The 22,841-nt window shown below is 73.5% G+C and carries 24 protein-coding genes; 5 read left to right on the top strand and 19 right to left on the bottom strand.

Going from position 1 to position 22,841, the window contains the following annotated elements; genetic code table 11:
* Positions 1-29: 29 nt before the first annotated feature.
* Complete coding sequence (locus GA0070614_RS00915; protein ID WP_088974194.1) at positions 30-1,028, bottom strand: tyrosine-type recombinase/integrase; 999 nt, start codon at positions 1,026-1,028, stop codon at positions 30-32.
* A gap of 81 nt (positions 1,029-1,109) precedes the next feature.
* Between GA0070614_RS00915 and GA0070614_RS00910 the strand changes: the two genes are divergently transcribed.
* Positions 1,110-2,132: a helix-turn-helix transcriptional regulator gene (locus tag GA0070614_RS00910; protein WP_088974193.1), complete on the top strand. Its 1,023-nt coding sequence runs from the start codon at positions 1,110-1,112 to the stop codon at positions 2,130-2,132.
* Here GA0070614_RS00910 and GA0070614_RS00905 read toward each other — a convergent pair.
* The 13 genes from GA0070614_RS00905 to GA0070614_RS00845 form a co-directional block, all read right to left on the bottom strand.
* Complete coding sequence (locus tag GA0070614_RS00905; RefSeq protein ID WP_088974192.1) at positions 2,122-2,553, bottom strand: Hsp20/alpha crystallin family protein; 432 nt, start codon at positions 2,551-2,553, stop codon at positions 2,122-2,124. The two genes, GA0070614_RS00910 and GA0070614_RS00905, sit on opposite strands and share 11 nt — an antisense overlap.
* A 97-nt stretch (positions 2,554-2,650) precedes the next feature.
* Positions 2,651-3,151, bottom strand: coding sequence for a GNAT family N-acetyltransferase (locus GA0070614_RS00900; RefSeq protein ID WP_231933463.1), 501 nt, complete (start codon positions 3,149-3,151; stop codon positions 2,651-2,653).
* A gap of 82 nt (positions 3,152-3,233) precedes the next feature.
* Positions 3,234-3,647 (bottom strand): DUF6069 family protein, encoded by a 414-nt coding sequence (locus GA0070614_RS00895; RefSeq protein ID WP_088974191.1) that lies wholly within the window; start codon positions 3,645-3,647, stop codon positions 3,234-3,236.
* A 71-nt stretch (positions 3,648-3,718) separates the two neighbouring features.
* On the bottom strand, positions 3,719-4,189 hold the full coding sequence (locus tag GA0070614_RS00890; protein WP_088974190.1) for a MarR family winged helix-turn-helix transcriptional regulator: 471 nt from the start codon (positions 4,187-4,189) through the stop codon (positions 3,719-3,721).
* A gap of 52 nt (positions 4,190-4,241) precedes the next feature.
* Complete coding sequence (locus GA0070614_RS00885; protein ID WP_088979119.1) at positions 4,242-4,760, bottom strand: DUF2087 domain-containing protein; 519 nt, start codon at positions 4,758-4,760, stop codon at positions 4,242-4,244.
* A gap of 91 nt (positions 4,761-4,851) precedes the next feature.
* Positions 4,852-5,241 (bottom strand): cupin domain-containing protein, encoded by a 390-nt coding sequence (locus GA0070614_RS00880; protein ID WP_088974189.1) that lies wholly within the window; start codon positions 5,239-5,241, stop codon positions 4,852-4,854.
* A 46-nt stretch (positions 5,242-5,287) separates the two neighbouring features.
* Positions 5,288-5,773, bottom strand: coding sequence for a GNAT family N-acetyltransferase (locus tag GA0070614_RS00875; protein WP_088974188.1), 486 nt, complete (start codon positions 5,771-5,773; stop codon positions 5,288-5,290).
* Between the two features lie 9 nt (positions 5,774-5,782).
* Complete coding sequence (locus GA0070614_RS00870; protein WP_088974187.1) at positions 5,783-6,562, bottom strand: class I SAM-dependent methyltransferase; 780 nt, start codon at positions 6,560-6,562, stop codon at positions 5,783-5,785.
* 307 nt (positions 6,563-6,869) lie between these two features.
* Entirely contained in the window at positions 6,870-7,355 is a 486-nt protein-coding gene (locus GA0070614_RS00865) for a DUF1062 domain-containing protein (RefSeq protein WP_231933462.1), read from the bottom strand.
* A gap of 490 nt (positions 7,356-7,845) precedes the next feature.
* The gene (locus GA0070614_RS00860; protein WP_088974185.1) at positions 7,846-8,193 is read right to left on the bottom strand and encodes a transcriptional regulator; all 348 of its coding nucleotides are present in this window, start codon (positions 8,191-8,193) and stop codon (positions 7,846-7,848) included.
* Positions 8,190-8,885 carry a hypothetical protein gene (locus GA0070614_RS00855; RefSeq protein WP_088974184.1) on the bottom strand — a complete coding sequence of 232 codons (696 nt, stop codon included), beginning with the start codon at positions 8,883-8,885 and terminating at the stop codon, positions 8,190-8,192. Before GA0070614_RS00855 ends, GA0070614_RS00860 begins: the two co-directional genes overlap by 4 nt.
* Before the next feature lie 503 nt (positions 8,886-9,388).
* Complete coding sequence (locus GA0070614_RS00850) at positions 9,389-10,456, bottom strand: MerR family transcriptional regulator (protein WP_088979118.1); 1,068 nt, start codon at positions 10,454-10,456, stop codon at positions 9,389-9,391.
* A gap of 113 nt (positions 10,457-10,569) precedes the next feature.
* Positions 10,570-11,088 (bottom strand): DnaJ family domain-containing protein, encoded by a 519-nt coding sequence (locus GA0070614_RS00845; RefSeq protein WP_231933461.1) that lies wholly within the window; start codon positions 11,086-11,088, stop codon positions 10,570-10,572.
* A 93-nt stretch (positions 11,089-11,181) separates the two neighbouring features.
* Between GA0070614_RS00845 and GA0070614_RS00840 the strand changes: the two genes are divergently transcribed.
* Complete coding sequence (locus GA0070614_RS00840; protein ID WP_088979116.1) at positions 11,182-11,598, top strand: YkvA family protein; 417 nt, start codon at positions 11,182-11,184, stop codon at positions 11,596-11,598.
* Between the two features lie 12 nt (positions 11,599-11,610).
* On the opposite strand, the gene GA0070614_RS00835 is transcribed toward GA0070614_RS00840, so the two are convergent.
* Positions 11,611-12,162, bottom strand: a complete 552-nt coding sequence (locus GA0070614_RS00835; protein WP_088974183.1) for a GNAT family N-acetyltransferase — start codon at positions 12,160-12,162, stop codon at positions 11,611-11,613.
* 112 nt (positions 12,163-12,274) lie between these two features.
* Here GA0070614_RS00835 and GA0070614_RS00830 point away from each other — a divergent pair, with 112 nt between their 5' ends.
* Positions 12,275-12,925, top strand: a complete 651-nt coding sequence (locus tag GA0070614_RS00830; RefSeq protein WP_088974182.1) for a LysE family translocator — start codon at positions 12,275-12,277, stop codon at positions 12,923-12,925.
* A gap of 58 nt (positions 12,926-12,983) precedes the next feature.
* Here GA0070614_RS00830 and GA0070614_RS00825 read toward each other — a convergent pair whose 3' ends face one another.
* The gene (locus tag GA0070614_RS00825; protein ID WP_088974181.1) at positions 12,984-14,984 is read right to left on the bottom strand and encodes a beta-galactosidase; all 2,001 of its coding nucleotides are present in this window, start codon (positions 14,982-14,984) and stop codon (positions 12,984-12,986) included.
* A gap of 167 nt (positions 14,985-15,151) precedes the next feature.
* On the opposite strand from GA0070614_RS00825, the gene GA0070614_RS00820 reads away from it, so the two are divergent.
* On the top strand, positions 15,152-17,485 hold the full coding sequence (locus GA0070614_RS00820; protein ID WP_088974180.1) for a TIM-barrel domain-containing protein: 2,334 nt from the start codon (positions 15,152-15,154) through the stop codon (positions 17,483-17,485).
* Between the two features lie 52 nt (positions 17,486-17,537).
* Here the strand turns inward: GA0070614_RS00820 and GA0070614_RS00815 are convergent, their stop codons facing one another.
* From GA0070614_RS00815 to GA0070614_RS00805, 3 genes are read right to left on the bottom strand one after another with little or no spacing between them, the layout of a single operon-like run.
* Positions 17,538-18,485 (bottom strand): carbohydrate ABC transporter permease, encoded by a 948-nt coding sequence (locus tag GA0070614_RS00815; protein WP_088974179.1) that lies wholly within the window; start codon positions 18,483-18,485, stop codon positions 17,538-17,540.
* A complete protein-coding gene (locus GA0070614_RS00810; RefSeq protein ID WP_088974178.1) occupies positions 18,482-19,516 on the bottom strand; it encodes an ABC transporter permease in 1,035 nt (344 codons plus the stop codon). The genes GA0070614_RS00815 and GA0070614_RS00810 overlap by 4 nt, the downstream gene beginning before the upstream one ends.
* Positions 19,513-21,174 (bottom strand): extracellular solute-binding protein, encoded by a 1,662-nt coding sequence (locus GA0070614_RS00805; protein ID WP_088974177.1) that lies wholly within the window; start codon positions 21,172-21,174, stop codon positions 19,513-19,515. Before GA0070614_RS00805 ends, GA0070614_RS00810 begins: the two co-directional genes overlap by 4 nt.
* A gap of 218 nt (positions 21,175-21,392) precedes the next feature.
* Here GA0070614_RS00805 and GA0070614_RS00800 point away from each other — a divergent pair, with 218 nt between their 5' ends.
* Positions 21,393-22,613 (top strand): ROK family transcriptional regulator, encoded by a 1,221-nt coding sequence (locus GA0070614_RS00800; protein WP_231933459.1) that lies wholly within the window; start codon positions 21,393-21,395, stop codon positions 22,611-22,613.
* Positions 22,614-22,841: the final 228 nt, after the last annotated feature.

Genomic DNA, 22,841 nt, shown 5'->3' with positions numbered 1-22,841 from the left:
AAGTGAGTGCTCACTCCGTCAACGGCTTTTCAGCCGCGCCGCCGCGCCCGGGCCGCCCAGATGACGTACGCCGGGTCACGGTCGAGGTTGTGCCGGTCCCGGTCGTAGCGGCGGGTGGTGCGCGGGTCGGCGTGGCCCATGGCGTCCTGCACGTCCTCCAGCGGCACCCCCTCCGCGCGGGCGGTGGTGGCGAAGGCGTGCCGCAGCGAGTGCGGCGACAGCTTCGCCGCCGCCGGGATGCCGGCCGTACGGGCCAGGCGGCGCACCAGCCGGAACACCGAGTGCCGGTCCAGGCGCGCCCCGGTCGTGGTGACCAGCAGCGGGCCGCTGAGCTGCGCGACGGGCACGCCCTGCGCGGCGGCCCGCGCCGACAGGTACGCGTCGAGCGCGTGCGCGGTGCCGGGGGTGAGCGCGCGCCGGCGCGGCTTGCCGCCCTTGCCGACGAACCGCACGCTGCGGTGCCCCCGTTCCGCGCCGAGGTCGGCGAGGTCCAGCGAGACCAGCTCCCCGACCCGCAGGCCGAGGTCGGCCAGCAGCGCGATCGCGGCGCGGTTGCGCGCGGCGGTCGGGCCGGTGTCGGCCTCGGCGGCGGCCAGCAGGGCGTCCACCTCCTCGGGGGTCAGCCCGACGGTGGCCGAGTGGTCCCGGTCGACGCGCGGCCGGTCCGCCCCGGCGACCGGGTTGGCCTCGACCGCCCGCAGCTTGACCAGGAACTCGTACCAGCTGGACAGGGCGGAGAGCTTGCGGGCGACGGTGGCCGGGGTCAGCGGTCGTCCCGAGCGCGTGCCCAGCGTGGCCTCCAGTTGCCGGCCGTAGGCGTTGACGTCGAGGAAGTTGGCCCGCAACGGGTCCAGCTCCCGGCCGGCGCACCAGGCCAGCCAGCCGGCGATGTCGCGCCGGTAGGCGTCGCGGGTGTGCTCCGACAGCCGCCGGTTGCGCAGCCACGCCTCGGTGAAGTCGGCCGGCGCTGTCGGCAGGGCGGGCCGGGCCGAGGATCGGGACAGGACCGGGACGTCGGGGCGCAGCATGTGAAAAAGGCTCTCAGCCTCGGCGGGGATTGACCACGAGGCGCGCGGAACGCAATTCGCCGTCCGGGTTACCGTCGTGCGGTGCGCGCCAGCCGGCTGGTCTCCCTGCTGCTGCTCCTGCAGGCCAGGGGGCGGATGACCGCCCAGGAACTCGCCGACGAACTGGAGGTCTCGGTCCGTACCGTCTACCGCGACGTCGAGTCGCTCGGCGCCGCCGGTGTCCCCGTGTACGCCGACCGCGGCCCGGCCGGCGGCTACCGGCTGCTCGGCGGGTACCGCACCCGGCTGACCGGGATGACCTCCGACGAGGCCGCCGCGCTGTTCCTGGCCGGGATGCCCGGCCCCGCCGCCGACCTGGGGCTCGGCGCGGTGCTCACGGCGGCCGAGCTCAAGCTGCGTGCCGCGCTGCCGGCGGACCTCGCCGCGCAGGGCGACCGGATCCGGCAGCGGTTCCACCTCGACGCGCCGGGCTGGTTCCGCGACCCGGAGCCGACCCCGCACCTGAGCGCGCTGGCCGACGCGGTCTGGTCCGAGCGCCTGGTCGAGGTGCGTTACCAGCGGTGGAAGCGCCCCCGGGAGGTGACGAGGGTGCTGGCCCCGCTGGGGGTGGTCCTCAAGGCCGGGCGGTGGTACCTGGTGGCGCGCGCCGAGACCGAGGTGCGTACCTACCGGGTGGCGGCGGTGCTGGCGTTGACCGTCCTCGACGAGCGCTTCACCCGCCCCGCCGACTTCGACCTGGCCGCCTTCTGGCAGGAGTGGACCGACCGGTACGAGCGCGGCGTCTACCGCGAGGAGGCGCAGGTTCGGGTCACCGTGGCCGCGCTGGAGTTCATGACGTACGTCTTCCCGCCCGCGATGAGCCGGGCGGCGCGGGCGGCGGCCGGTGAGCCCGACGCCGACGGCTGGGTCCGCACCACGGTGCCGATCGAGTCGGTACGCCACGGGCACACCGAGCTGCTCAAGCTCGGCGCGCAGGTGCAGGTGCTCGCCCCGGCCGAGCTGCGGGAGATGGTGGCGGCCACCGCGTACGCGATGACCGCCCTGTACCCGCCGGCGGCGGGAGCCGGCGAGGCTCCCGCCGCCGATGGCGGGGTCAGGCGGTGAGCTGCCGGTGGCCGTTGCCGTTGGCGCCGGCGGTGACGGTGACCCGGCGCGGCTTGGCGCGCTCGGCGATCGGGATGCGCAGGGTCAGCACCCCGTTGTCGTAGCCGGCCTCGAGGCGGTCGGTGTCGAGGGTGTCGCCGAGGAACAGCTGCCGGCTGAAGGTGCCCATCGGGCGCTCGGCGGCGACCAGCTCGACCTTGTCGCCGGTGGGACGGCGTCGCTCGGCGCGGACGGTCAGTACGTTGCGCTCCACCGTGCAGTCGATGCTGTCCGGGTCCACGCCGGGCAGGTCGAACGCGGCGTAGAAGTGGTCGCCGTCGCGGTAGGCGTCCATGTGCATCATCGCCGGCCGGGCCGTGGTGCCGAAGAACTGCTCGGCGAGCCGGTCGATCTCACGGAAGGGGTCGGTACGCATCAACATCGTCGTGCCTCCTCGGTTCCCTGGGCCGAAGGTCCATCGAGTTGAGTCCGGGTGACTCAACTTCCTATTCGATATGTAGCGCGCGTCGGGCCGGGCGTCAACTCGGCGGCAGGAGTTTCTCGTACCAGTGTTCGGCGTACGCGTCGTCGTTGTAGGCGCCGATCTCGGTGTAGCCGTGGCGGGCGTACAGCGCCCGGGCCTCCACCAGGTCGTGGCGGGTGTCCAGCCGGATCCGGTCGACGCCGAGCCGCCGGGCGCGTTGCTCGACGGCGGCCAGCAGCACCGCCCCGCCCCCGCTGCCCCGGTGTCGCGGGTGGACGAAGACCCGGGTCAGTTCCGCCCACGCCGGGCGCAGCCGCAGCCCGGCCCAGCCGGCGGGCCGACCCGCCCGGTGGGCCACCAGCAGGAATCCGGTCGGGGCGACGAGATCGTCACTGGGCTCGTCGCGCAGCGCCGACTCGACCTCGCCCAGGCGGACGGGGCGGCCGTGGTAGCGGCGCACCATCTCCTCGTAGTAGTGCCACAGCAGGACGCCGGCGTCGGGATGCTCCGGCCGGGTCAGCCGCACCGTCCACCCGGTGCCCTCGAACGTGCCCACCGGTAGATCGTCGCCGCCCGGTCAACGGAGATTCCCGAGCGCCGGCGACCGTCGTGGCCGCCGGCGCCGGTCGGGCGGTGGCTCAGCGGGCGCGCGCCGGCAGGAGCGCGATCAGCGGGACCGCCACGGCCAGGTGGATGACGCTCAGGGCGACCTTCGCGCCCGTGCTCGCCTCGGTGGCGAAGACCGGGACGAACGAGAGCAGGGTCAGCGCCACGGCCAGGGTGGTCCAGATGACGGCGGCCCGGCGGCGGGTCAGGCGCTCCAGGACGACCAGCCCGAGCCAGCCGACCAGCGCCGACCCCAACGCGAAGATCAGCACGGGGACCAGGCCGACCACGAAGGCCGGTTGTCCGGGGTTCTCGACGGTGTAGTCGACCCCGGCCATGGCGCCGATCGCCCAGATCACGGCGGGGGCCAGGACGGCGGCGGCGACACCGAGGGCGCGGCGGCGCAGGGACGGGGTCGCGGTGGCGGGGTGTGCGGTCACGGTCATGCCGGCTCCTCGGGCGGACGAACGCATACGACCGTACCAGATAGTCCCGATCGGAACTATCTCGAACCGAACTAGCAGCTCGGGCGACTGCCCGGGCCGCACCCACCGCCGGCCAGCCGGCCGGCCACCAGGCTGCTGATCGAGCGCAGGAAGACCGCCCGGTCCGCCTCGGGCAGTGTCGACAGCACGTCCTGCTGGAGCGCGGCGGCGATCTCCTGCGCCCGGTCGAGCACCTTCTCCCCCTCGACGGTCACCTCCACCAGCCGGGCCCGACGGTCGGTCGGCGACGGCCGGCGGCGGACCAGGCCGGCGGCTTCGAGATGGTCGAGGGTGACCACCATGGTGGTCTTGTCGATGCCGCACAGCTCACCGATCTGGCGCTGGGTCAGCCCGCCCGGGCGCGCCTTGAGCAACACGCAGTGCCCCCGCGGCGAGATGCCCAACTCGGCCACACCCGCGCCGTGCTCCATCAGCAGGGCGTTGCTGGCCCACGCGAGCAGGAACATCAGGTCGGGGGCGTCGCCGGGCGAGCTGGAGGTCATGCCCCGAGGCTAACAAGACCGTCCGGATCCGGATCGTCTCGCAGGCGGACGATCAGGGGCCGATCCGCCAGTAGACGCCCTGCTCCCGGGCGAGCAGGCACTCGTCGACGAGATGCCGGCGCAGCGTGACATGGTCCGTGCCGCCCCCGTCGCACCAGCGCCGCAGCATCTCGTCGACCCGGCGCTCCGGGTAACGGACGCCCGGCTCGAACGACCCGGCCACGTGTGCGAGCAGCACCCGCCGCCGGCCCCGCTGCGCCGGCAGGCCGACCAGCACCCCGTCGCGCAGGAAGATGCGCAGCACCCGCTGCGTGGGATCCTCGCTCCGGCCCACCGGCTCGGCGGTGCGTGCCGCCTCGCGCAGCCGGTCGACGTCGACCCGCAGCTCACCGCCGGTGTCGATGACCACGCCGGCGTCGGCGAGACGCCGTACGGCCGTCGCCACCTGTCGCGCGGGCAGCCCGGTGCGGGCGGCCACCGCCGCCACGTCGCCGCCGTCGAGCACGATCGCCGCGAAGACCCGCCGCCGTCCGTCGTCGGCGAGCGCACCCGCCAGAGCCTGCGCCGTCACGCCCGCCACCCTGCCAGCGGGGTACGGACACCGCCACGCGTTTTCCGTCGACGGCGAAGCGGCGGAGCAGGCCGTGCCCGCGCGGTGCGGCTCAGAGGGCGTGCCCGGTGGTGGCGTCGACGTGGTCGGGCACGTCCTCGTGCCGGTCCCCCACGCTCGAGGTGCCCGTCGGCTCGAACATCAGGATCGACGCCCCCTGCGCCGACGACGGACGGTGCTGCACCCCACGCGGCACCACGAACACCGCGCCCCGGGGCAGTACCACCGTCCGCTCCCCGGCCGGCTCGCGCAGCGCGATGCGCAACTCGCCGTCGAGGACCAGGAAGAACTCGTCGGTGTGGTCGTGGGCGTGCCAGACGTGCTCGCCGGCCACCTTGGCGACGCGGACGTCGTAGTCGTTGACCCGGGTGACGATCCGTGGACTCCACAGCTGGTCGAACGCGGCCAGCGCGCTCGCCAGGTCGATCGGCTCCTCGCTCATCGGCCCATCCTGGCACCGACCGCGCCGGCGCGGTGACCCCGCCGGGCTAGAGGAAGCGGTGCATGACGTGCAGGCCGACCCGGCCCCGCTGCGGATGCGCGAAGGACTCCGGCACGGTGCCGACGACGGCGAACCCGAGCCGCTCGTAGAGCCGCACCGCCACCTCGTTGGACTCCACCACGGCGTTGAACTGCATCGCCGCGTACCCCTGGGCGCGGGCCCAGGCCAGGGCGTCCTCGGCCAACGCGCGCCCGACCCCACGGCCGCGCGCGTCGGCGGCGACCATGAAACTGGCCGTGCTCACGTGCCGACCCGGACCGGGCCGGTTGGGGCCCATCTTCGCCGTGCCCCGCACCTGATCGCCCTCCACGGCGACCACCGTCCGCCCCGGCGGGGTCTCCACCCACACCTCGCGCAGCACCTCGACCGGCCAGGCCGGGTCGTACGGGAACGTGTCACCGGCAGCGACGACCTGCGCGACGATCGACTCGACGGCCGGCCAGTCGGTCTCCACGAAGTCCCTGATGAGCATCCGGGCAGGCTAGCGGCCGTCACCTCGTGACCCCACCGATTTATCCGCTGCCCGGGCGGTCGCTGCCACCACCAACTCGCCGTCCCCGCCCGTGCCGACCGCCTCGCCGTGCCAGCCGCCGTGGACGCGGTCCACCCGGAACCCGGCGGCGGCCAGGTCCGCACGCAGCCGCGTCTCGTCCCGGAAGCGCAGCACCGAGCGGCTGCGCAGCCGCTCGCCGCCGGGGAACCGGTAGTGCCGGCAGAACTCGACCAGGCCGCCGTCGCGCACGGCGGTCACCTCCGTCCAGACCCGCACCGTGCCGCCGTCCGGCAGCGGTACGTGGCGACGCGAGTCGACCGGGTTCCACCGCTGCCAGCGTCGATCGGCCGGATCACGGGAGTCGAACAGCAGCCGCCCACCGTCGACCAGCGCGGCCCGCAGCGCCGCCAGGGTCGCCCGCCACTGCCCGTCGTCGGTCAGGAACTGCGCCACGTGGCTGGTCATCAGCGCCACGTCGTACGCGCCGACCGGCAGCACCTCCCGGCTGCCCTCGACCCAGTCGACCCGCTCCGCGCCCGGCTTGGCCCGCGCGGCGGCCAACGACGCGCGGGCCGGATCCACGCCGGTGACGGTGTGCCCGGCCGCGGCCAACGCCAGGGTCAGCCGACCGGTGCCGCAGCCGAAGTCGAGCACCCGCAGCGGCGCCGCGCCGACCTCGGCGAGGAAGAAGTCGTCGTCGGCGGACCAGCCGCACTCGGCGTCGTAGACGGCGACGAGGCGGGGGTCGGTGAACTCCGCGTCACGCACCGCCGCACCGTACCCCCAACGGGGGCCGGCCCGGCGGGGCGTTTCGCGCCGACGGGCCGCCGGCGCGGGGATCCGTGCCACTCCGGTCCCGCAGTCGTGCAGTCGCGGTCACACTGCTCCGTCAGGCCGCGTAGCACGGCCGAACCGATGCCGCCGCCGTGCAGGTGCGGGGGCCAGGTGGACGCCGTTCCTCTTCGTGCACGCGCTCACCCCAGCGGTGCCGCGCGTACGGGCGATGTGCGTACACCTCCGGTGTCAGCACGACCCCGGGAGCGTGGCCGGGCGGGCCGCCCGGCCACGGTCCCGGCTAGTTGCCGACCATCACGACGAAGGTGAATCCGGTGCTCGTCGGACGGCGCAGCGGGATGTCGCACTTGGTCCGGCGCAGCACCTCCGGCCTGCTGAGACCGAACTCGTGCGCGATGAGCCGATCCGGGCGCACCGGCACGGGATCGTCGAAGACGACCTCGACCCGGATCGGCCACGCCTCGTCGAGCGGCACGCCCGGGGTGTCCAGCCGCCAGGCGCCCGTCCAGTCCAGAGTGAAGCGGTTGCGCCGGGCGAGCCACGGATCCAACAACCGGGACGCCACCAGGTCCGGATCGTTGACGCTGTAGCCGTGGAGCACGGCCGGATCCAAGGAACTGACCGGCGCCCGCTCGTGCACGGCGAGTTTGCTCGTCCGATCGCAGGAGACGCAGCGGACCAGCAGCCATACGTCCAGCAGCTTGCCGTTGGCGTTGACGCGGAACCTGCCCTCGCCGGTGGTGGCCGACTCCGACCGGCAGACCACGCATCGCAACGACAGAAGGGGCAACCTGGTTCGACGGACGACCCAGGGCAGCACGACATGAGGGGGTGAAGACATGACTCTCCAGACCTGACACGAGGCCGATCACGCGCGGCCTCAAACGCTGGATGACCGGGCGCACACGAGCTGCCCGGCAGGGCCGACGGGAACGTCGGCCACCGGTGAGCGAAAGGAAGGTGTCAGGTCTAGAGAGCAGGCGGGGTCACGCGGTCTTGTCCTCTGTCTCCACTGGTACGAGGTCGGGAGGGCAACCTACGGGACCGTGCAAGCAGGACTCAATCGGTTTTCGACCGAGGCGTCGGCCGCACTAACGGCACCGGCCCCGGAGATGTGTTCCGAACCGGTCGCCGGTGTGGCGGCCATGGCGCCTCCTGCTGCGGTGGGAGTGCGCCGGCCGGCCAGCCGGCGTCCTCCGGCGCACGGTCGCCGTGCGCCGGAGCAGCGGGGATGGCTGGTCGGTCGACGGTTGTCGCTACTGCCCGGTGGCCGTCTCAACGCGGGCGATGAGCTGCTTGAGTCGCGTGATCTCGTCGGCGAGCGCGGTGGTGCCGGCGGCGGTGAGGGTGATCCAGGTGCGGCCGCGCCGACCCTCGTAGCCTTTCTGGATCTCGATCAGGCCGGCCGTCTCCAGCACGCTGAGGTGCTTGGAGAGGTTGCCGGCGGTCAGCTCGAGGTGGGTGCGCAGGTAGCCGAATTCGACCCGGCGGGCCTCGTGCGCGATGGTCAGGATGCCCAGCCGTGCCCGCTGGTGCACCACCTCGTCCAGCCCGGTGACCGGGTGCCCTGCGTCCGGATCCGGGGTGCCGGTCGTGGCCGTCACCGCTGCCGCCTGCGGGTTGCTCTGAAGAACCCGGCCGCACCGAGCAGCAGCAGCGCGCCGCTGATGATCTGCGGTACCGCGAATCGGGCCTGAAGTCCCCAGCCTGCCAGCCCCCAGCCCTCGTTCATCGGCAGCACCAGCAGCACCAGGGCCAGGTAGGCGAGGGTGAACAGCAGCAGCCCCACGTTGCGCTCGATCCGGGCCAGCACCACCAGCGCGATCCCGATCACGCTCCAGGGTGAGACCAGCCGGTCCAGGAGCAACCACCAGTACGGCGGCGGCTGTTGCGGCAGCGGGTGGTGCGGAAGATACAGGGCTGCGGCTACCCACGCGGCGGTGAACACGACGGTCGTCGCGGCGCCGGCGATCGTGTACGGCAATGCCCGGGCACCCAGGCCCCGTGCCCGGGCGCCCCGCACGTAGCAGACGGCGATCGCCGTGTAGGCCAGCAGGAGTGCCGGGGGCCAGTAGAACAGCACGCCCCGCCGAGCGAACTCGCAGCTGGTGTCGGGGTGGCAGCGCACCATCATGCCGAGCCAGTCGAACGGGATCCCGACGAGCGTCACCGCGCCTAGCACCAGTAGTGCAGCCCAGGTCATCCGTTGGTCGAGGCGCACCTGGTGCGCCAGGGAGCGGACCTCAGACAGCAGCCGGCGGGGATCGCCACCGACAGGAACCGGGTCAGTAGTCATGCCAATAGGTTGGCACAACAAACTTGTCGGCGCTAGTACGTCGACCCACTCGCCGACCCGGCTGCCCGCGATGACCGCCGTCCGCGACCGCCGGGCCCAGTTGTGGACCGACAGTCCGCCGACGCCGACGCGGGGCAGCCGTCAGCGACCTCCTCGTCGACCGCTGACCGGCGGATTCACCGACCTGTCGTCGGTTTCCGGCGTACTCCGGTCGGCCCCTCGGAACCCACGCCGACCCGGGGTGACAACAGAACAGACATTATGATGTAGGGAAGATTTGACCGTTATGTCCATGCCGATTACCGCAATAGCATTAACGACAATCCGTTAATTGGACGCAGGTGGCCCCGCCGCGAGATCAAGGGCGAGATACGACGGCGACCACGTCTGAACGCCGTCGGTAGGCCACGGCGGGTCCCTCGCCGCCACCGGGGAGACCCGGCCGGCGGAGAGGTGCTCCCTGCGCCATCCGCCGGCGCAGGGAGCAGCCACGACCGTGTGGCCTACCCCGCGGTCATGTCGGCGACGACGCAGGCGATGTTGTCCGGCGCCCCTTCGGCGTGAGCCAGGCCGATCAGTCTCTGCACCGTGTGCTCGGGATCGGTTGCCGCACTCAACGCCGACCGCAGGGAGTCGCGGTCGACGACGGCGGACAGCCCGTCGGAGCACAGCAGGTACCGGTCACCGGGCAGCGCAGTACGGAGCGCGAGATCGGCCTCCATCTGCTGGCCCTCGCCGAGAGCGCGTACCAGCACAGCGCGCTGGGGATGCGCGGTGGCCTGGTCCGGGTCGAGCCTGCCCTGATCGACCTGGGTCTGCACCCAGGTGTGGTCCTGGGTGAGCAGGAAGAGCTCGCCGCCGCGCAGCAGGTACGCGCGGGTGTCACCGATGTGCACCAGGGCCATCTGGGAGCCGCTGCGCAACAGCGCGGTCAGCGTGGTGACCGGCTGGTGGTCGTCGGTGGCCAGCCCGCGCACGGTCCGGTCGGCCTCGGTGACGGCATCGGCCAGCATCCTCAGCAGGTCGGCAGCCGGTACGTCGGCAAGCTCCAACGTCTTGAGGGCGTCGATGGCGGCCGCGCTCGCCGCGGCACCGCCAGGTCCGCGCATGCCGTCGGCGACGGCCAGCAACCGGTCACCGGCGTACGCGGCGTCCTCGTTGCTGTCACGCACCAGCCCGGTGTCGCAGCCGGCGGCGAAGCGTACGGCAAGGGTGGGATTCGCTTGAGACACGATGGTGCCCCCTCCTGACAGGTGGTCCACGAGGAAGGCGGCGAGCCGAGCGCGAGCTGCGGTATCGGCGGTGACTTGCTGCCAGTACGCGGTGATCGCCTCAGCCGCCGCCGCGGGCTCCAGGGCACACACGGCGCGGATCGCCGCCAGCGGCATGCCGATGCGACGGAGCTGGGCGATCAACCGGGCAAGCGGCAACTGGTCGGGTCCGTAGAGCCGGTATCCGGACTCCGGATCGACCGCGGCCGGTGGCAGGAGCCCGACCTGGTCGTACAGGCGCAATGCCTTCGGCGTCAGTCCCGCTGCCTGAGCGAACGCCCCGATGGTCAGCAGCCCCACGTCGACATCCTCCTCGTACCGGTCACGGCGACCGGTACGCACCAGGTTGGGGCTTGCCCAAAGGTCAAGGTCAAGACCGTGGCCTCAGAACGACAGGTGCCCGGGAGTCCTCGTCAACGTCTCCAGGGCCACCACCGGCCGCGTCGGCGGGGAGCCCGCGCGGGCGGCGCTGGGTCGTCACGACCTGCCGAGGCGGCCCGCTCCTGCGCCGCGCGCTGCCGCTCCTCCCGCCACCGCCGCACCACGGCGTCGGCGTCGACCGGACGGACCACCACCCGCGGTCCGGACGGATTCCGCAGCCAGGCGATGATCTCGGCGTTGAGCACGGCGACGAAGGCCCGCACCGACTCCTCGGTGGGCAGGTCGCGTACCTCGTCGGGCACCCGTTCGGCCTTGCGGCGCAGTTGCAGGGGCGTGGGCAGGAGCAGGTCGGTGGGGAGCGCCTCCCGCTCGAGGAAGCTCTTGATCCACCACGACTCGTCGTAGGGCAGGCCCCGGCCGGGGATCGGCTTGCCCGCGCCGGGCAGATTGTCGAACTCGCCACGCTGCTGCGCGGAGCGGATCTGCGCCTCGACCGCCGCTTCCCAACCGTCGACCATGCCCCACACCTCCGCCCCCACGGTAGCCACCACGTCGGCACGGTTCAGCGCCGCCGAGCAGGCGGACATTCCCCGGCCCGCCGCGGCGGCGTACATTCCGGGCAGGCACGGTGGAGGGGGGCGGTGGTGCGCGACTGGCTGGTGGGACTCGGCGTGGCGGTCGCCTGCCTGGTCGCCAGCTGGGGACTGCTGGTGCTGCTCGCCCGCCGGCTGCCGCCGGGCGTCCTGCGGGACCTGGCGGCGTTCATCCCCGACTGCCTGACCACGGTGCGCCGGCTGCGCGCCGACGAGCGGGTGCCCCGCCGGGCGAAGGTGGCCGTCGTCCTGGCCGGGCTCTGGGTGGCCAGCCCGATCGACCTCATCCCGGAGTTCCTGCCGGTCATCGGCCCGCTCGACGACATCGTGGTGGTGGCCCTGGCCCTGCGCTACGCCGGCCGGCAGGTGCCCCGTGAGGTGCTGCTCGCCGCGTGGCCCGGCGAGCCCCGGCTGCTGCTGCGCCTGCTCGGCCCGGCGCACGGGCGGGCCGCCGCGCCGACACGGTGACGCCGACGGCGGTCAGCGGGTGTGCCGGCGTACGTGCCGGTGCCCGTCGAGCGGGAACGGCGGCCGGGCCGGCAGCACCTCGACGAAGTCGTACCCGGTCTTCTCCGCCACCCGGCAGGAGGCCGGGTTGTCGACCTGGTGCAGCAGCTCCAGGCAGGTCAGCCCGGTCGCGGCGAAGCGGGTGAAGGCCCACCGGGTGACCGCCTCCAACGCCCGCGGCGCCACCCCGCGCCCCCGCGCGTCGGCGGTCGTCCAGTAGCCCACCTCCGCCGCCGACCGGCCGGGGACGACCTCCTTGAGCAGGACGGTGCCGACCAACCGCTCGGCGTCGCCGGTGACCTCGCACACGGCGAAGCAGAACCGGCGATCGGCGGCCCAGCCCTGCCGGCTGCGGGCCACCCAGCGGCGGGCCTGCGCCGGCGTGGTCAGCGGCTCGCGCACCCGCGCCCGCAGGGTCGGGTCCCGGTGCGCCCGCAGCAGCGCGTCCACGTCGTCGTCGCGCCACGGGCGCAGCACGAGCGCGGGGGCGTGCGCGGTGGCCGGGGCGCGCAGCGTCATCGACATGTGTGCAGTGTGGCCCGTCGCGGTCCATGCCGGCAGCCCCGAATTGGCCGCTGCGACGGCGGGGGCGACGCCCGTAGGGTCGGGCCGGGACGACGCGGACGGGGGGCGACGGATGGTCACGGTGGGCGCGGTGGTGGGGATCGGGCTGGTGGCGTTGGGGCTGGTGCTCACGCCCGGGCCGAACATGGTCTACCTGGTGTCGCGGTCGGTGACCCAGGGGCGGCGGGCCGGGCTGGTGTCGCTGCTCGGGGTCGCCGTCGGGTTCGTGGTCTACCTGGCCGCCGCCGTGGCCGGCATCGCCACCGTGTTCGTGCTGGTGCCGCCGCTGTACACGGCGGTGAAGCTGGCCGGCGCGGCGTACCTGGGGTGGCTGGCCTGGCGGACGCTGCGCCCGGGCGGACGCTCGGCGTTCACCCCGACGCCGCTGCCGCCGGACCGGCCCCGACGGCTGTTCACCATGGGCCTGGTCACCAACCTGCTCAACCCCAAGATCGCCATCCTGTACGTGTCGCTGCTGCCACAGTTCGTCGACCCGGCGCGCGGGCACGTGGCCGTGCAGAGTCTGCTGCTCGGCCTCACCCAGATCGCGATCGCCCTGACGGTCAACGCGCTGATCGTGCTCACCGCCGGGTCGGTGTCGACGTTCCTGGTGCGCCGGCCGGGGTGGGCGCGGGCGCAGCGCTACGTGATGGGCAGCGTGCTGGCCGCACTGGCCGTGCGGATCGCCGCCGACCGCTCCCGCGCCGCCGTCGCGACGCCCTGACCATCCCCCGGACGTGTCCCGCCGGGCCGCGCGTGGAGCGCGGCGCGGGCAGTGACGGTCAGTCGGGGGCCTCGCGGACCACGGCGGCGCCGCCGGCCGGCACCACCACCTCGCCGTGGACCGGCGCTCCGGTGAGCAGGTCCACCCCGTCGGCCGGGATCCGCCGCGGCCGGTCGGTGTGGTTGAGCAGGAACAGCCAGCTCACCTGGCCGGCGCGCCGGCGTACCGCCTCCACGCCGGGCGGCGCGGCCGGGCAGACCGGGGCGACGCCGGCCGCGCGCGCCACCTCGACCACCAACCGGCGGTACGTCTCGTCGTCGGGGCGGGTGGAGACGTACCAGGCGGTGCCGGCGCCGTAGCGGTGCCGGGTCACCGCCGGCAGCCCGTCCAGCACGCCGCCGACGTACGCGGTGACCGTCTCCGCGCCGGCTGGGCGCACCGTCTCCGACCACACCCGCCCGGTGCCGCCGCGCGCCAGCAACACCTGCTCCCCCTCGGCCAACGGGTGGAACTCCTCCACCCGCAGGCCGAGCAGGTCGCGCAGGGCGCCGGGGTAGCCGCCGAGCCGGACCCGGGCGTGTTCGTCGGCGACGCCGCTGAGCCAGGTGACCAGCGCGTGCCCGCCGCCGCGCACGTGCTCGCGTACCCAGTCGGCGGTGGCGTCGTCGGTGAGGTAGAGCGCCGGCAGCACCAGCAGCCGGTACGCCTCGACCGCGTCGCCGGGGACGACGACGTCGCAGGCGTACCCGGTCCGCCAGAGCGCCCGGTGCGCGGCGGACACCTCGGCGTGGTGGTCGAGCGACGCCGAGGGCAGGCCGGGGTGCCGCAACGCCCAGCCGCTGGCGGCGTCCGACACGAGCGCCACCGACGCCTCGACCGTGCCGGCGTCGGCCTCGGCGATCCGTTCGAGGATCGCGCCCAGGCGCACCGTCTCGCGGTACACCCGGCTGTCCGGGCCGGCGTGCGGGACGAGGGCGGAGTGGAAGCGTTCGGCGCCGCCGGCCGGGGCGCGCCACTGGAAGAACATCGCCCCGCGGGAGCCCCGGGCGACGTGGGACAGGCTGTGCCGGGCCATCCGGCCGGGCTCCTTGGTGTGCATCCGCCCGGGGGTGTGGATGTGGTTCGGGGCGCTCTCCATCAGCAGCCAGGCCGGTGTGGTGCCGTCGCCGGCGCCGTGCCGGGCCCAGCCCCGGGCGAGGTCGGCGGCGAGCGCGGTCTGCTCCTCCGCGCCGGCGTCGACGGCCGACGGGTAGTGGTCGATGGCGACGAGGTCCACCTCCCGCGCCCAGCGGGCGTGGTCGACCGGCACCCAGTCGGCCAGGACGTAGTTGGTGGTCACCGGCACCCGGGGGTTCGCCGCGCGCAGCAGGTCGCGCTGGTCGACGTACGCGGCGAGCAGGGTGTCCGACCAGAACCGGCGGAAGTCCAGCAGCTGGCCGGGGTTGGCCAGGTACTGGGTGGCGCGCGGGGTGCTGATCTGCGCCCAGTCGGAGTAGTGCTGGCTCCAGAAGCTGGTCACCCAGGCGGCATTGAGCGCGTCGAGGTCGCCGTGGCGGCGGGCCAGCCAGGCGCGGAAGGCCGTCGCGGCGTGTTCGCAGTGGCAGGTGGTGCCGTACTCGTTGTGCACGTGCCACATGGCCAGCGCGGGGTGGGTGGCGTACCGGTCGGCCAGCACCTCGGTGATGCGGCGGGCGGCGGTGCGGTACGCGGGCGCGGCGGCGCAGTAGGTGTCCCGGCTGCCGTGGTGCAGCCGTACCCCGTCGGCGGTGACCGGCAGCGCGCCCGGGTGGGCCAGGGAGAACCAGGGCGGGGGCGACGCGGTGGGGGTGGCCAGCGCGACCCGGATGCCCGCGTCGTGCAGCAGGTCGAGGACCTCGTCGAGCCAGCCGAAGGTGTACCGGCCGGGGGCCGGCTCCAGCCGGGACCAGGCGAACACGCCGACGGTGACCAGGTTGACCCGGGCCCGGCGCATCAGCGCGACGTCCTGGCGCCACACCTGCGGCGGCCACTGCTCCGGGTTCCAGTCGCCGCCGAAGCAGAGCCGGCCGTCACCCCACATGCACCCACGTCCCGTCCACTTTGTTGGGTAGGCGTCCAAATTATGAACAACGTTTGGGCATGTCAATGGGGCAAGCGGAAGCGGTGGACATCGGAGGTCGTTGACAGTTTGTTGGGAAGCCAAAGAAACTGGCGGGACCGCCGGATGCGCCCCGCAGAGGAGACCCCATGCCCTACCGCCCGCCCCTGGTCCCGTACGAGACCTTCGTGGCCGACCCGCCCGACCTGCCCGTGCGGGGCCCCGGCGAGCACGGGGCGGCCGTCGTGACCCGGGCCGAGGTCGCCGGGACCGACCCGCACGGCGTCACCTTCACCGCCACCACCTCCGACGGGGACACGCTGGTGGCGCGGGTGGAGGCCGCCGGGGACGGCGTGATCCGGGTACGCCTCGCCGACGGCCTCGCCGCCCGCAGCCGCTCCGCCCGGGCCCTGCCGCTGGTCCACCCGAGGGCCCATCCGGCCGAGGTGACCGTCACCTCGGCCCTGGTCACCGTCGACGCCGGCGCGGTGGTCGCCGAGATCCACCTCGACCCGTGGCGGCTGCGCTTCCACCGCCCCGACGGCCGGCTCCTGGTCGAACAGGACCCGGGCACCCGGGACATCAGCGGCCGGCGGCGCACCCTGCCGTTCGGCCGCTCCCACGTCGACGGCGCTCCGGTCGCCTGGCACGAGAGCTTCGTCGCCCCCGGCGACGAACGGTTCGTCGGCTTCGGCGAGAAGTTCACCCCGTTGGACAAGCGCGGCCAGCGGGCACTGATGTGGAACTTCGACGCCTTCGGCGGCGAGTCCGACCGCTCGCACAAGAACGTGCCGCTCTACCTCTCCGACCGCGGCTACGGCGTGCTCGTCGACAGCGGCCTGCCGGTGCAGTTCGACGTCTGCCAGTCCACCCACAGCAGCGTGCAGATCCTCGTCCCCGACGACCTGCTCGACTACTACGTGCTCGCCGGCCCCACCCCGGCCGAGGTGCTGGACCGCTTCGACGCCCTGACCGGGCGGCCGTACCTGCCGCCGAAGTGGGCCTTCGGCGCCTGGATCTCCTCGGGCTTCTTCCCCGACAGCCAGCAGCGGGTGCTGGAGCGGGCCCGGCTGATCCGCGAGCGCGGCATCCCCTGCGACGTGCTGCACCTGGACTGCTACTGGCAGACGGCCGGCCGCTGGTCGGAGCTGCGCTGGGACGACGAGGCGTTCCCCGACCCGGCCGGGATGCTCAAGACCCTCGCCGACCAGGGCTTCCGGGTGTGCCTGTGGATGAACCCGTACCTGATGACCGGCAGCCCGCTGTACGCCGAGGCGGCCGAGGCCGGCTACTTCCTGCGCCGCGCCGACGGCTCCACCTACGTCGCCGACGTCTGGCACGGCAGCTATCCGGCCTGCGCCATCGTGGACCTGACCAACCCGGCGGCGGTGCGCTGGTTCCGCGGCCTGCTGCGACCGTTGCTGGAACAGGGCACGGCGGTGTTCAAGACCGACTTCGCCGAGGGCGTGCCCGCCGACGCGGTGGCCCACAACGGGATGACCGGCGTCGAGCTGCACAACGTGTACGCGCTGATGTTCAACGACCTGGTCGCCGACGTCACCGAGGAGGTCACCGGCCACCGGACGGTCTGGGCCCGCTCGTCGTACCTGGGCGGGCAGCGGCACAGCGCACAGTGGAGCGGGGACGTCAACGCCACCTGGCCGGCGCTGGCCAGCACCCTGCGCGGCGGGCTGTCGCACGGGCTGTCCGGGGTGCCGTTCTGGAGCCACGACACCGGCGGCTTCCACGGCACCCCCGAGCCGGAGCTCTACGTGCGCTGGACCCAGTTCGGGGCGCTGTCGCCGCTGGTCCGGCTGCACGGCACCACCAGCCGGCTGCCCTGGGACTTCCCCACCGAGACCGAGCGGGACGCGGTGGCCGCGCTGCGGCTGCGCTACCGACTGCTGCCGTACCTGTACTCGGCGGCGGTGGACGCGGCCCGCACCGGCGCGCCGATGATGCGGGCGCTGCTGGTCGACACCCCGGACGACCCGACCGCGTGGACCAGCGACCTGCAGTACCGCCTCGGCACCGACCTGCTCGTCGCCCCGGTCACCGACCCGTCCGGGCAGTGCCGGCTCTACCTGCCGGCCGGCGACGACTGGGTGGACGCGGCCACCGGCGAGCGGCACCCCGGCGGGCGGCACCTGCGGGTCACCGTGCCGCTGCACCGGCTGCCGCTGTACGTACGCCACGGCGCGCTGATCCCGGTGGTCGCGCCGGCCGACCGGATCTGGGACGGGCCGTTCCACGACGTGACCCTGCTCAGCTGGGGCGGGGTGGACGCCCGGACGGTGATCCACGACGTCGACGGCGACACCGTCATCGAGGCGGTGCGCGACGGCGACACCCTGCGCGTGCGTACCGACGGGCCGCTGCGGGTGGCCCGGGTCGGCGTGGTCGGCGGCGACGCCCCGCGCCGGGTGCTGCTCGACGGCGAGGTGGTCGATCCCGCCCCGTTCGAGGCGTGGTTCGCGGTGTGACCGCCGACGGCGCCCGACCCGGTCACCGGGTCGGGCGCCGCGGCGCGCCCGCTCAGCCCTTCACCGCTCCGGTGATCACACCCTTGGTGAAGTGCCGCTGCACGAACGGGTACACGATCAGCGCCGGGACGACGGTCACCACCACCACGGCCATCTTCACGGCCAACGTCGGCGGGTACGCGGTGACCCCGGGCAGGCTGACCGAGGCCCCCGAGACGTTCGGCGACTGCCCGGCCAGGATGTAGCTCTGCAACACCCGCTGGATCGGGAACTTGTCGTTGTCGTCGATGTAGAGCACCGAGTTGAAGTAGGCGTTCCAGTAGCCGACCGCGTAGAACAGGCCGACCACCGCGATCACCGCCTTCGACAGCGGCAGCATGATCCGGGTGAGGATGCGCCACTCGCCGGCGCCGTCGATGCGGGCGCTGTCGAGCAGCTCACCGGGGACGTTCATGAAGAACGCCCGGATGACCACCAGGTTGAACACGCTGATCGCGCTGGGCAGGATCAGCGACCAGATGCTGTCCTTGAGCCCCAGCCCGGTCACCACCAGGTAGCTGGGCACCAGGCCGGGGAAGATCAGGAAGGTCAGCAGGAAGAAGAAGAGCAGCCCCCGGTGGCCCACCGAGCCCGGCCGGGACAACCCGTACGCGGCCAGCACGGTCAGCACCAGGCTCACCGTGGTGCCGAGCACCGTGACCAGCGTGCTGATCCCGACCGCCCGGGTGATCTGCCCGCCGTTGAAGATGGTGACGTACGCCGACGGGTCGATCTCGCGGGGCAGCATCACCATCCCGCCGGCCGCGTCGATGGTCTCCCGCGAGGCGAGGCTGGTCACCAGCACCGCCCACAGGGGCACCAGCACGGCCGCCACGAGCAGGCCGAGCACGACGCCCTTGCCGAGCAGCCCCAGCGGCGTGGGCGGCTCCTCCCAGGGTGCCCGCCCGGTGCGCCGCCGTGGTGGCCGCGCGGTCGCGGTGTCTGTGCGGTTCACGGTCATGACCGGGAGTACACCCCCTGCTCGCCGAGTCGGTGCGCCACCTTGTTGGCGGCGACGATGAGGATCAGACCCACCACCGCCTTGAACAGGCCGGCCGCCGCACCCAGGCCCCACTGCTGGGTGGCGATGGCCTGGTAGTAGACGAAGGTGTCGAGCACCTCGGCCGCGTCCCGCCCGACCGCCTCGCGCTGGAGGATGAACTGCTCGAAGCCGACCGACAGCGCGTCGCCCAGCCGCATGATCAGCAGCAGGACGATCACCGGCCGCAGGCCGGGCAGCGTGATGTGCCACAGTCGCCGCCACCGCCCGGCGCCGTCGGCGGCCGCCGCCTCGTACAGGTTCTGGTCGATCGCGGCCAGCGCGGCCAGGAAGACGATCGCGCCCCAGCCGAGGTCCTTCCACACCGCCTCGGCGGTGACCAGCACGATGAAGGTGTCCGGGTTGGTCATCACGTTCCACGGTTGCAGGCCGGCCTCGCGCATCTCCTGGGCCAGCAGGCCCGCTCCGCCGAGCATCTGCACGAAGAAGGTGACCACCAGCACCCAGCTGAAGAAGTGCGGCAGGTAGACGACGCTCTGCACGAAGCCGCGCACCCGCCCGGAGACCACGCTGTTGAGCAGGATCGCCAGCGCGATCGGCAGCGGGAAGAAGAAGACCAGTTGGAACGCGGTGATGGTGAGGGTGTTGCGTACCGCGTCCCAGAACAGCGGGTCGGAGAAGAGCGCCTCGAAGTTGCCGAAGCCGATCCACTCGCTGTAGAGGAACGCCTCGAGCGGGCCGTCGCCGACGAACGGGTTGTAGTCCTGGAAGGCGATGACGTTGCCGAGCGTCGGCAGGTAGTGGAAGACCAGCAGCAACGCGGCGGCCGGCGCGGTCATCGCCAGCAGCGGCCAGTCCCGGCGCAGCCGCGAGCGCAGGCTCTGCCGCCGGGGCCTGCGGCGCCCGGCCGGACGGAGGCCGCGCCCGGCCGGGGGCGCCTGGCCGGCCGCCTCCGGCACGTCGAGCGCGCCGGGGGCGCCCGGGGCGCTCATCGGCCGTTGTCGGCGAGCGCCTTCGCGAAGAACGCGCGCCCCTCCTCGCCGCCGGAGGCGAGGAACTCCTTCGTCACCTGGGCGAGGTCGCTGACCGGGCGGCGGCCCCGCAGGATGTCGCGGATCTTGTCGTCGGTCGGTTGCAGGACCTTCGACCAGTTGGCCGGCAGCTCCAGCTTGATCCCGGCGAAGAGGTCCTTCTCCATCAGGGCGATGTTCTTGCGGTAGTAGCCCAGGTAGTCCTGGACGTAGTTCGGGGTGTCGGCGCTGGCGATCTTCACCGCCGGGCGGCAGAAGTTGTACTGCCCGCCCAGCTCCTTGCGGCCCAGGTCGGTGGGGACCGGGCTGCCGTCGGCGCCACGGGCGAAGTGCCGCCCCTGCGCGCCGTACTCGCGCAGCTCGAACTCCCGGCTGCCGAACGGGGCGGCACACCAGTTGAGCACCCGCAGCAGCTCGTCGACCCGCTGCGCGTCGGCGCCCTTCCTGACGAAGGTGAAGAAGACCGGCTTCTCGCTGCCCCAGACGACCGGCTGGGCGCCGTTGACCCCGAACACCGGCAGCGGCTGCATGTCGAAGCCGGGCAGCACCTTGGACTGCTCGCCCTGCAGCCCCTGCCAGGCACCGAGCCCGTCCTGGAACATCAGGATCTTGCCGGCCTTGAACAGCTGCTTCTCGTCGGCGCCCTTGCTGGCCACCGTGTCGGGGTGCACCAGGCCGTCGGCGAACAGCTTCGCGGTGAACTCCAGGGCGGCGGTGAAGGCCGGGTTCTCGAACTTGTGCTCCAGGCCGCCGTCGGGCTTCTTGCGCCAGGTCTGCTGGCAGCCGTAGAACTGCTGGACCATGTCGAAGACGCTGCCGAAGGCCCAGACGCCCTTGGCCGGGTCGGTGACCTCCTTCCCCAGTTCGTAAAGCTGCTCGGGCGAGGTGGGGGCGGCCAGGCCGGCCTTGTCGAGCAGGTCCCTGCGGTGGAACAGGGCCCAGGCGAACGGCCCGTCGGTGGGATAGGGCACCGCGGCGAGCCGGCCGCCCCAGACCGAGTACTCCCAGGCGCCGGTGGGCAGCGCGGCGAGGTAGGGGTACTTCGCGGCGGCGTCGCCCCTGAGGTGGTCGGTGAGGTCGGCGAAGAGCGCCTTGACCGCGTCGGAGAACCGGGCGACCTTGTCGACCTCCCAGTTGGGGACCATGAGCAGGTCGGGCACGTCGCGGGCGCCGAGCATCGCGTTGAGCTTGTCGGCGTACGTGGTGCCGTCCTGCAGGCTGGGGTTGATCTCCACACCGAGCTTGGTGTTGACCGCCGCGAGGTAGGAGTTGCTGCCCAGCGTCGGCGGGGTCGGCCCCCACCAGGGGCTCATGGTGCGGATCGGCCCGCCGCCCTTGCCGGGCTGCTCGGTGACCGCGTCGACGAGTTGCCGCGGGTAGCTCAGGTAGCCCTCGGGGATGGGTCCCTCGCCGGGCAGGTCGGCCTTGAGCAGTTCGGCCGGCTGGTACGTCGGCAGGACCTCGCGGATGGCGTCGCCCTTGGTGGCGGTGCCCTTGCTGCCCGCCTCCTTGCTGCAACCGGCGAGAGTGGAACCGCCCACGGTGGCGGCGGCGCCGAGTCCGATCATCCGCAGCAGGGTCCGGCGGTCGGTGGATGCGCCCGGCAGGGACGGCTTCACGGCGCACTCCCTTCGTCGTGTCGGGTTTCCGAGCGTCGGAGGCTCGGCTAGAGTTAGTTGGGGTTCTAGCCGAACAAACTAATCGACGGTGATCCGTCCCACAAGACAGCGGTGGCCACGCCGCGACCGGGTGGACAGGCCCGGACGCGGCGATGCGCGATGATGGACGCGCGGCACCTCGGGGACCGCGCACCGGCGGCGCAGGAAGCGGGCAGATCGTGATCAGCATCCACACCGAACCGCAGCCGAGCGACCTCGGCGACGTCCGGGTGACCAACCGGGCGGTGGTCCTGCGGCATGTGCGCCGGCACGCGCCCTGCTCACGCGCCGACATCGCCGCGCACACCGGCCTCAACAAGGCCACCGTCTCCAGCCTGGTGACCGAGCTGATCGACCGCCGGCTGCTGCGCGAGACCGGGCTGACCGAGAACCGGGTCGGCCGGCCCGCCACCATGCTCGTCCTCGACGGCGAGCCGTACGCCGCGCTGGGCATGGAGATCGGCGCCGACGAGCTGGTGGTGGTCGCCGTCGACCTCGGCGGCAACCGGCTGCTGACCTGGCGACGGGCCTTCGCCGCCCCGTCGGCCTCCCCCGCCGAGACGATCCGCGCGCTGGCCGGCCTGGCCCGCCGGGCGGTCGGCCGGATCACCGGGCAGGGGCGCACCGTGCTCGGCCTCACCGTCGGCGTGCCCGGCCTGGTCGACACCACCGGAGCGGTGCCGCTGTCGGCCGCGCTGGGCTGGCACGACGTCGCGTTCACCGGCGAGCTGCGCACCGCGCTGCGCGACCCGGACTTCACCGTGGCCGTCGACACCGACGCCAACCTCGCCGTCCTGGCCGAACAGCGCCACGGCGCGTACGCCGGCACGGCCGACCTGGTCCACCTCACCGGCGGCGTCGCGCTCGGCGCCGGGGTGCTCACCGGGGGGCGGCTGCTGCGCGGGCACCGGGGCTTCGCCGGCGAGATCGGCCACGTGCCGCTGGATCCGGACGGACCGCGCTGCGGCTGCGGGCGACACGGCTGCCTCGCGGCGCTGACCAGCCTGCCCGCGGTGATCCACCGCCTGCTGCCCGACGCCGAGGACGACGGCCCGGTACGCGACTTCCTGCCGGAGCTGGAGCGCGTGCTGACCCTGGCCCGACAGGAGGACCCGACCGTCCTCGCCGGACTGGCCGAGATCGGCCGGCACCTCGGGCACGGCGTCTCCGTACTGGCCAACCTGCTCAACCCGGAGGCGGTGGTGGTGGGCGGGCACCTCGCGACCCTGGGGCCCTGGCTGCTGCCGGCCGCCCGGGACGAGCTGGCCGCGCGTACGCTCGCCCCCGAGGCCGGCGGCTGCCACCTCGACGCCAGCACGCTCGGGCCGACCGCCACCGCGCTGGGCGGGGCCACCGCCGCGCTGGCCTCCGTCGAGGCGGGACGCCTGCCCGTGCCCTGATCCGGGCCATCCCTTCGCGACGGTCGTCGCCCCCGCCCGCCCGGCGGCGACGCGGCGGCCTCTTGACCGGACCGGTCCCGTGGTGCCAACCTCGAACGGCCGCCTCGTCGTTCGGGCACCTCGGGGCGGCATGTTTCCCGCAGTCGTCGAAGCGCTTCGCCGCTTCCGGGCCGACGACCGCCACCACCCCTCCACCGCGATGCGGCGTGCTCCCACGACGATCGTCGA

The organism is Micromonospora coxensis (assembly GCF_900090295.1).
GTDB lineage: Bacteria > Actinomycetota > Actinomycetes > Mycobacteriales > Micromonosporaceae > Micromonospora > Micromonospora coxensis.
Note: the sequence above shows the minus strand (reverse complement) of the source record. Positions and strands in the feature narration are given on the sequence as shown.

What these genes read in the sequence shown, in the direction of transcription:
- GA0070614_RS00890 (WP_088974190.1), bottom strand. Translation starts at nt 4,189, where the DNA reads ATGACCTCCAGCTCGCCCGGCGACGCCCCCGACCTGATGTTCCTGCTC.
- GA0070614_RS00825 (WP_088974181.1), bottom strand. Translation starts at nt 14,984, where the DNA reads ATGTGGGGTGACGGCCGGCTCTGCTTCGGCGGCGACTGGAACCCGGAG.
- GA0070614_RS00880 (WP_088974189.1), bottom strand. Translation starts at nt 5,241, where the DNA reads ATGAGCGAGGAGCCGATCGACCTGGCGAGCGCGCTGGCCGCGTTCGAC.
- GA0070614_RS00815 (WP_088974179.1), bottom strand. Translation starts at nt 18,485, where the DNA reads ATGACCGTGAACCGCACAGACACCGCGACCGCGCGGCCACCACGGCGG.
- GA0070614_RS00830 (WP_088974182.1), top strand. Translation starts at nt 12,275, where the DNA reads ATGGTCACGGTGGGCGCGGTGGTGGGGATCGGGCTGGTGGCGTTGGGG.
- GA0070614_RS00835 (WP_088974183.1), bottom strand. Translation starts at nt 12,162, where the DNA reads ATGTCGATGACGCTGCGCGCCCCGGCCACCGCGCACGCCCCCGCGCTC.
- GA0070614_RS00895 (WP_088974191.1), bottom strand. Translation starts at nt 3,647, where the DNA reads ATGACCGTGACCGCACACCCCGCCACCGCGACCCCGTCCCTGCGCCGC.
- GA0070614_RS00875 (WP_088974188.1), bottom strand. Translation starts at nt 5,773, where the DNA reads ATGCTCATCAGGGACTTCGTGGAGACCGACTGGCCGGCCGTCGAGTCG.
- GA0070614_RS00810 (WP_088974178.1), bottom strand. Translation starts at nt 19,516, where the DNA reads ATGAGCGCCCCGGGCGCCCCCGGCGCGCTCGACGTGCCGGAGGCGGCC.
- GA0070614_RS00915 (WP_088974194.1), bottom strand. Translation starts at nt 1,028, where the DNA reads ATGCTGCGCCCCGACGTCCCGGTCCTGTCCCGATCCTCGGCCCGGCCC.
- GA0070614_RS00820 (WP_088974180.1), top strand. Translation starts at nt 15,152, where the DNA reads ATGCCCTACCGCCCGCCCCTGGTCCCGTACGAGACCTTCGTGGCCGAC.
- GA0070614_RS00855 (WP_088974184.1), bottom strand. Translation starts at nt 8,885, where the DNA reads ATGACTACTGACCCGGTTCCTGTCGGTGGCGATCCCCGCCGGCTGCTG.
- GA0070614_RS00905 (WP_088974192.1), bottom strand. Translation starts at nt 2,553, where the DNA reads ATGTTGATGCGTACCGACCCCTTCCGTGAGATCGACCGGCTCGCCGAG.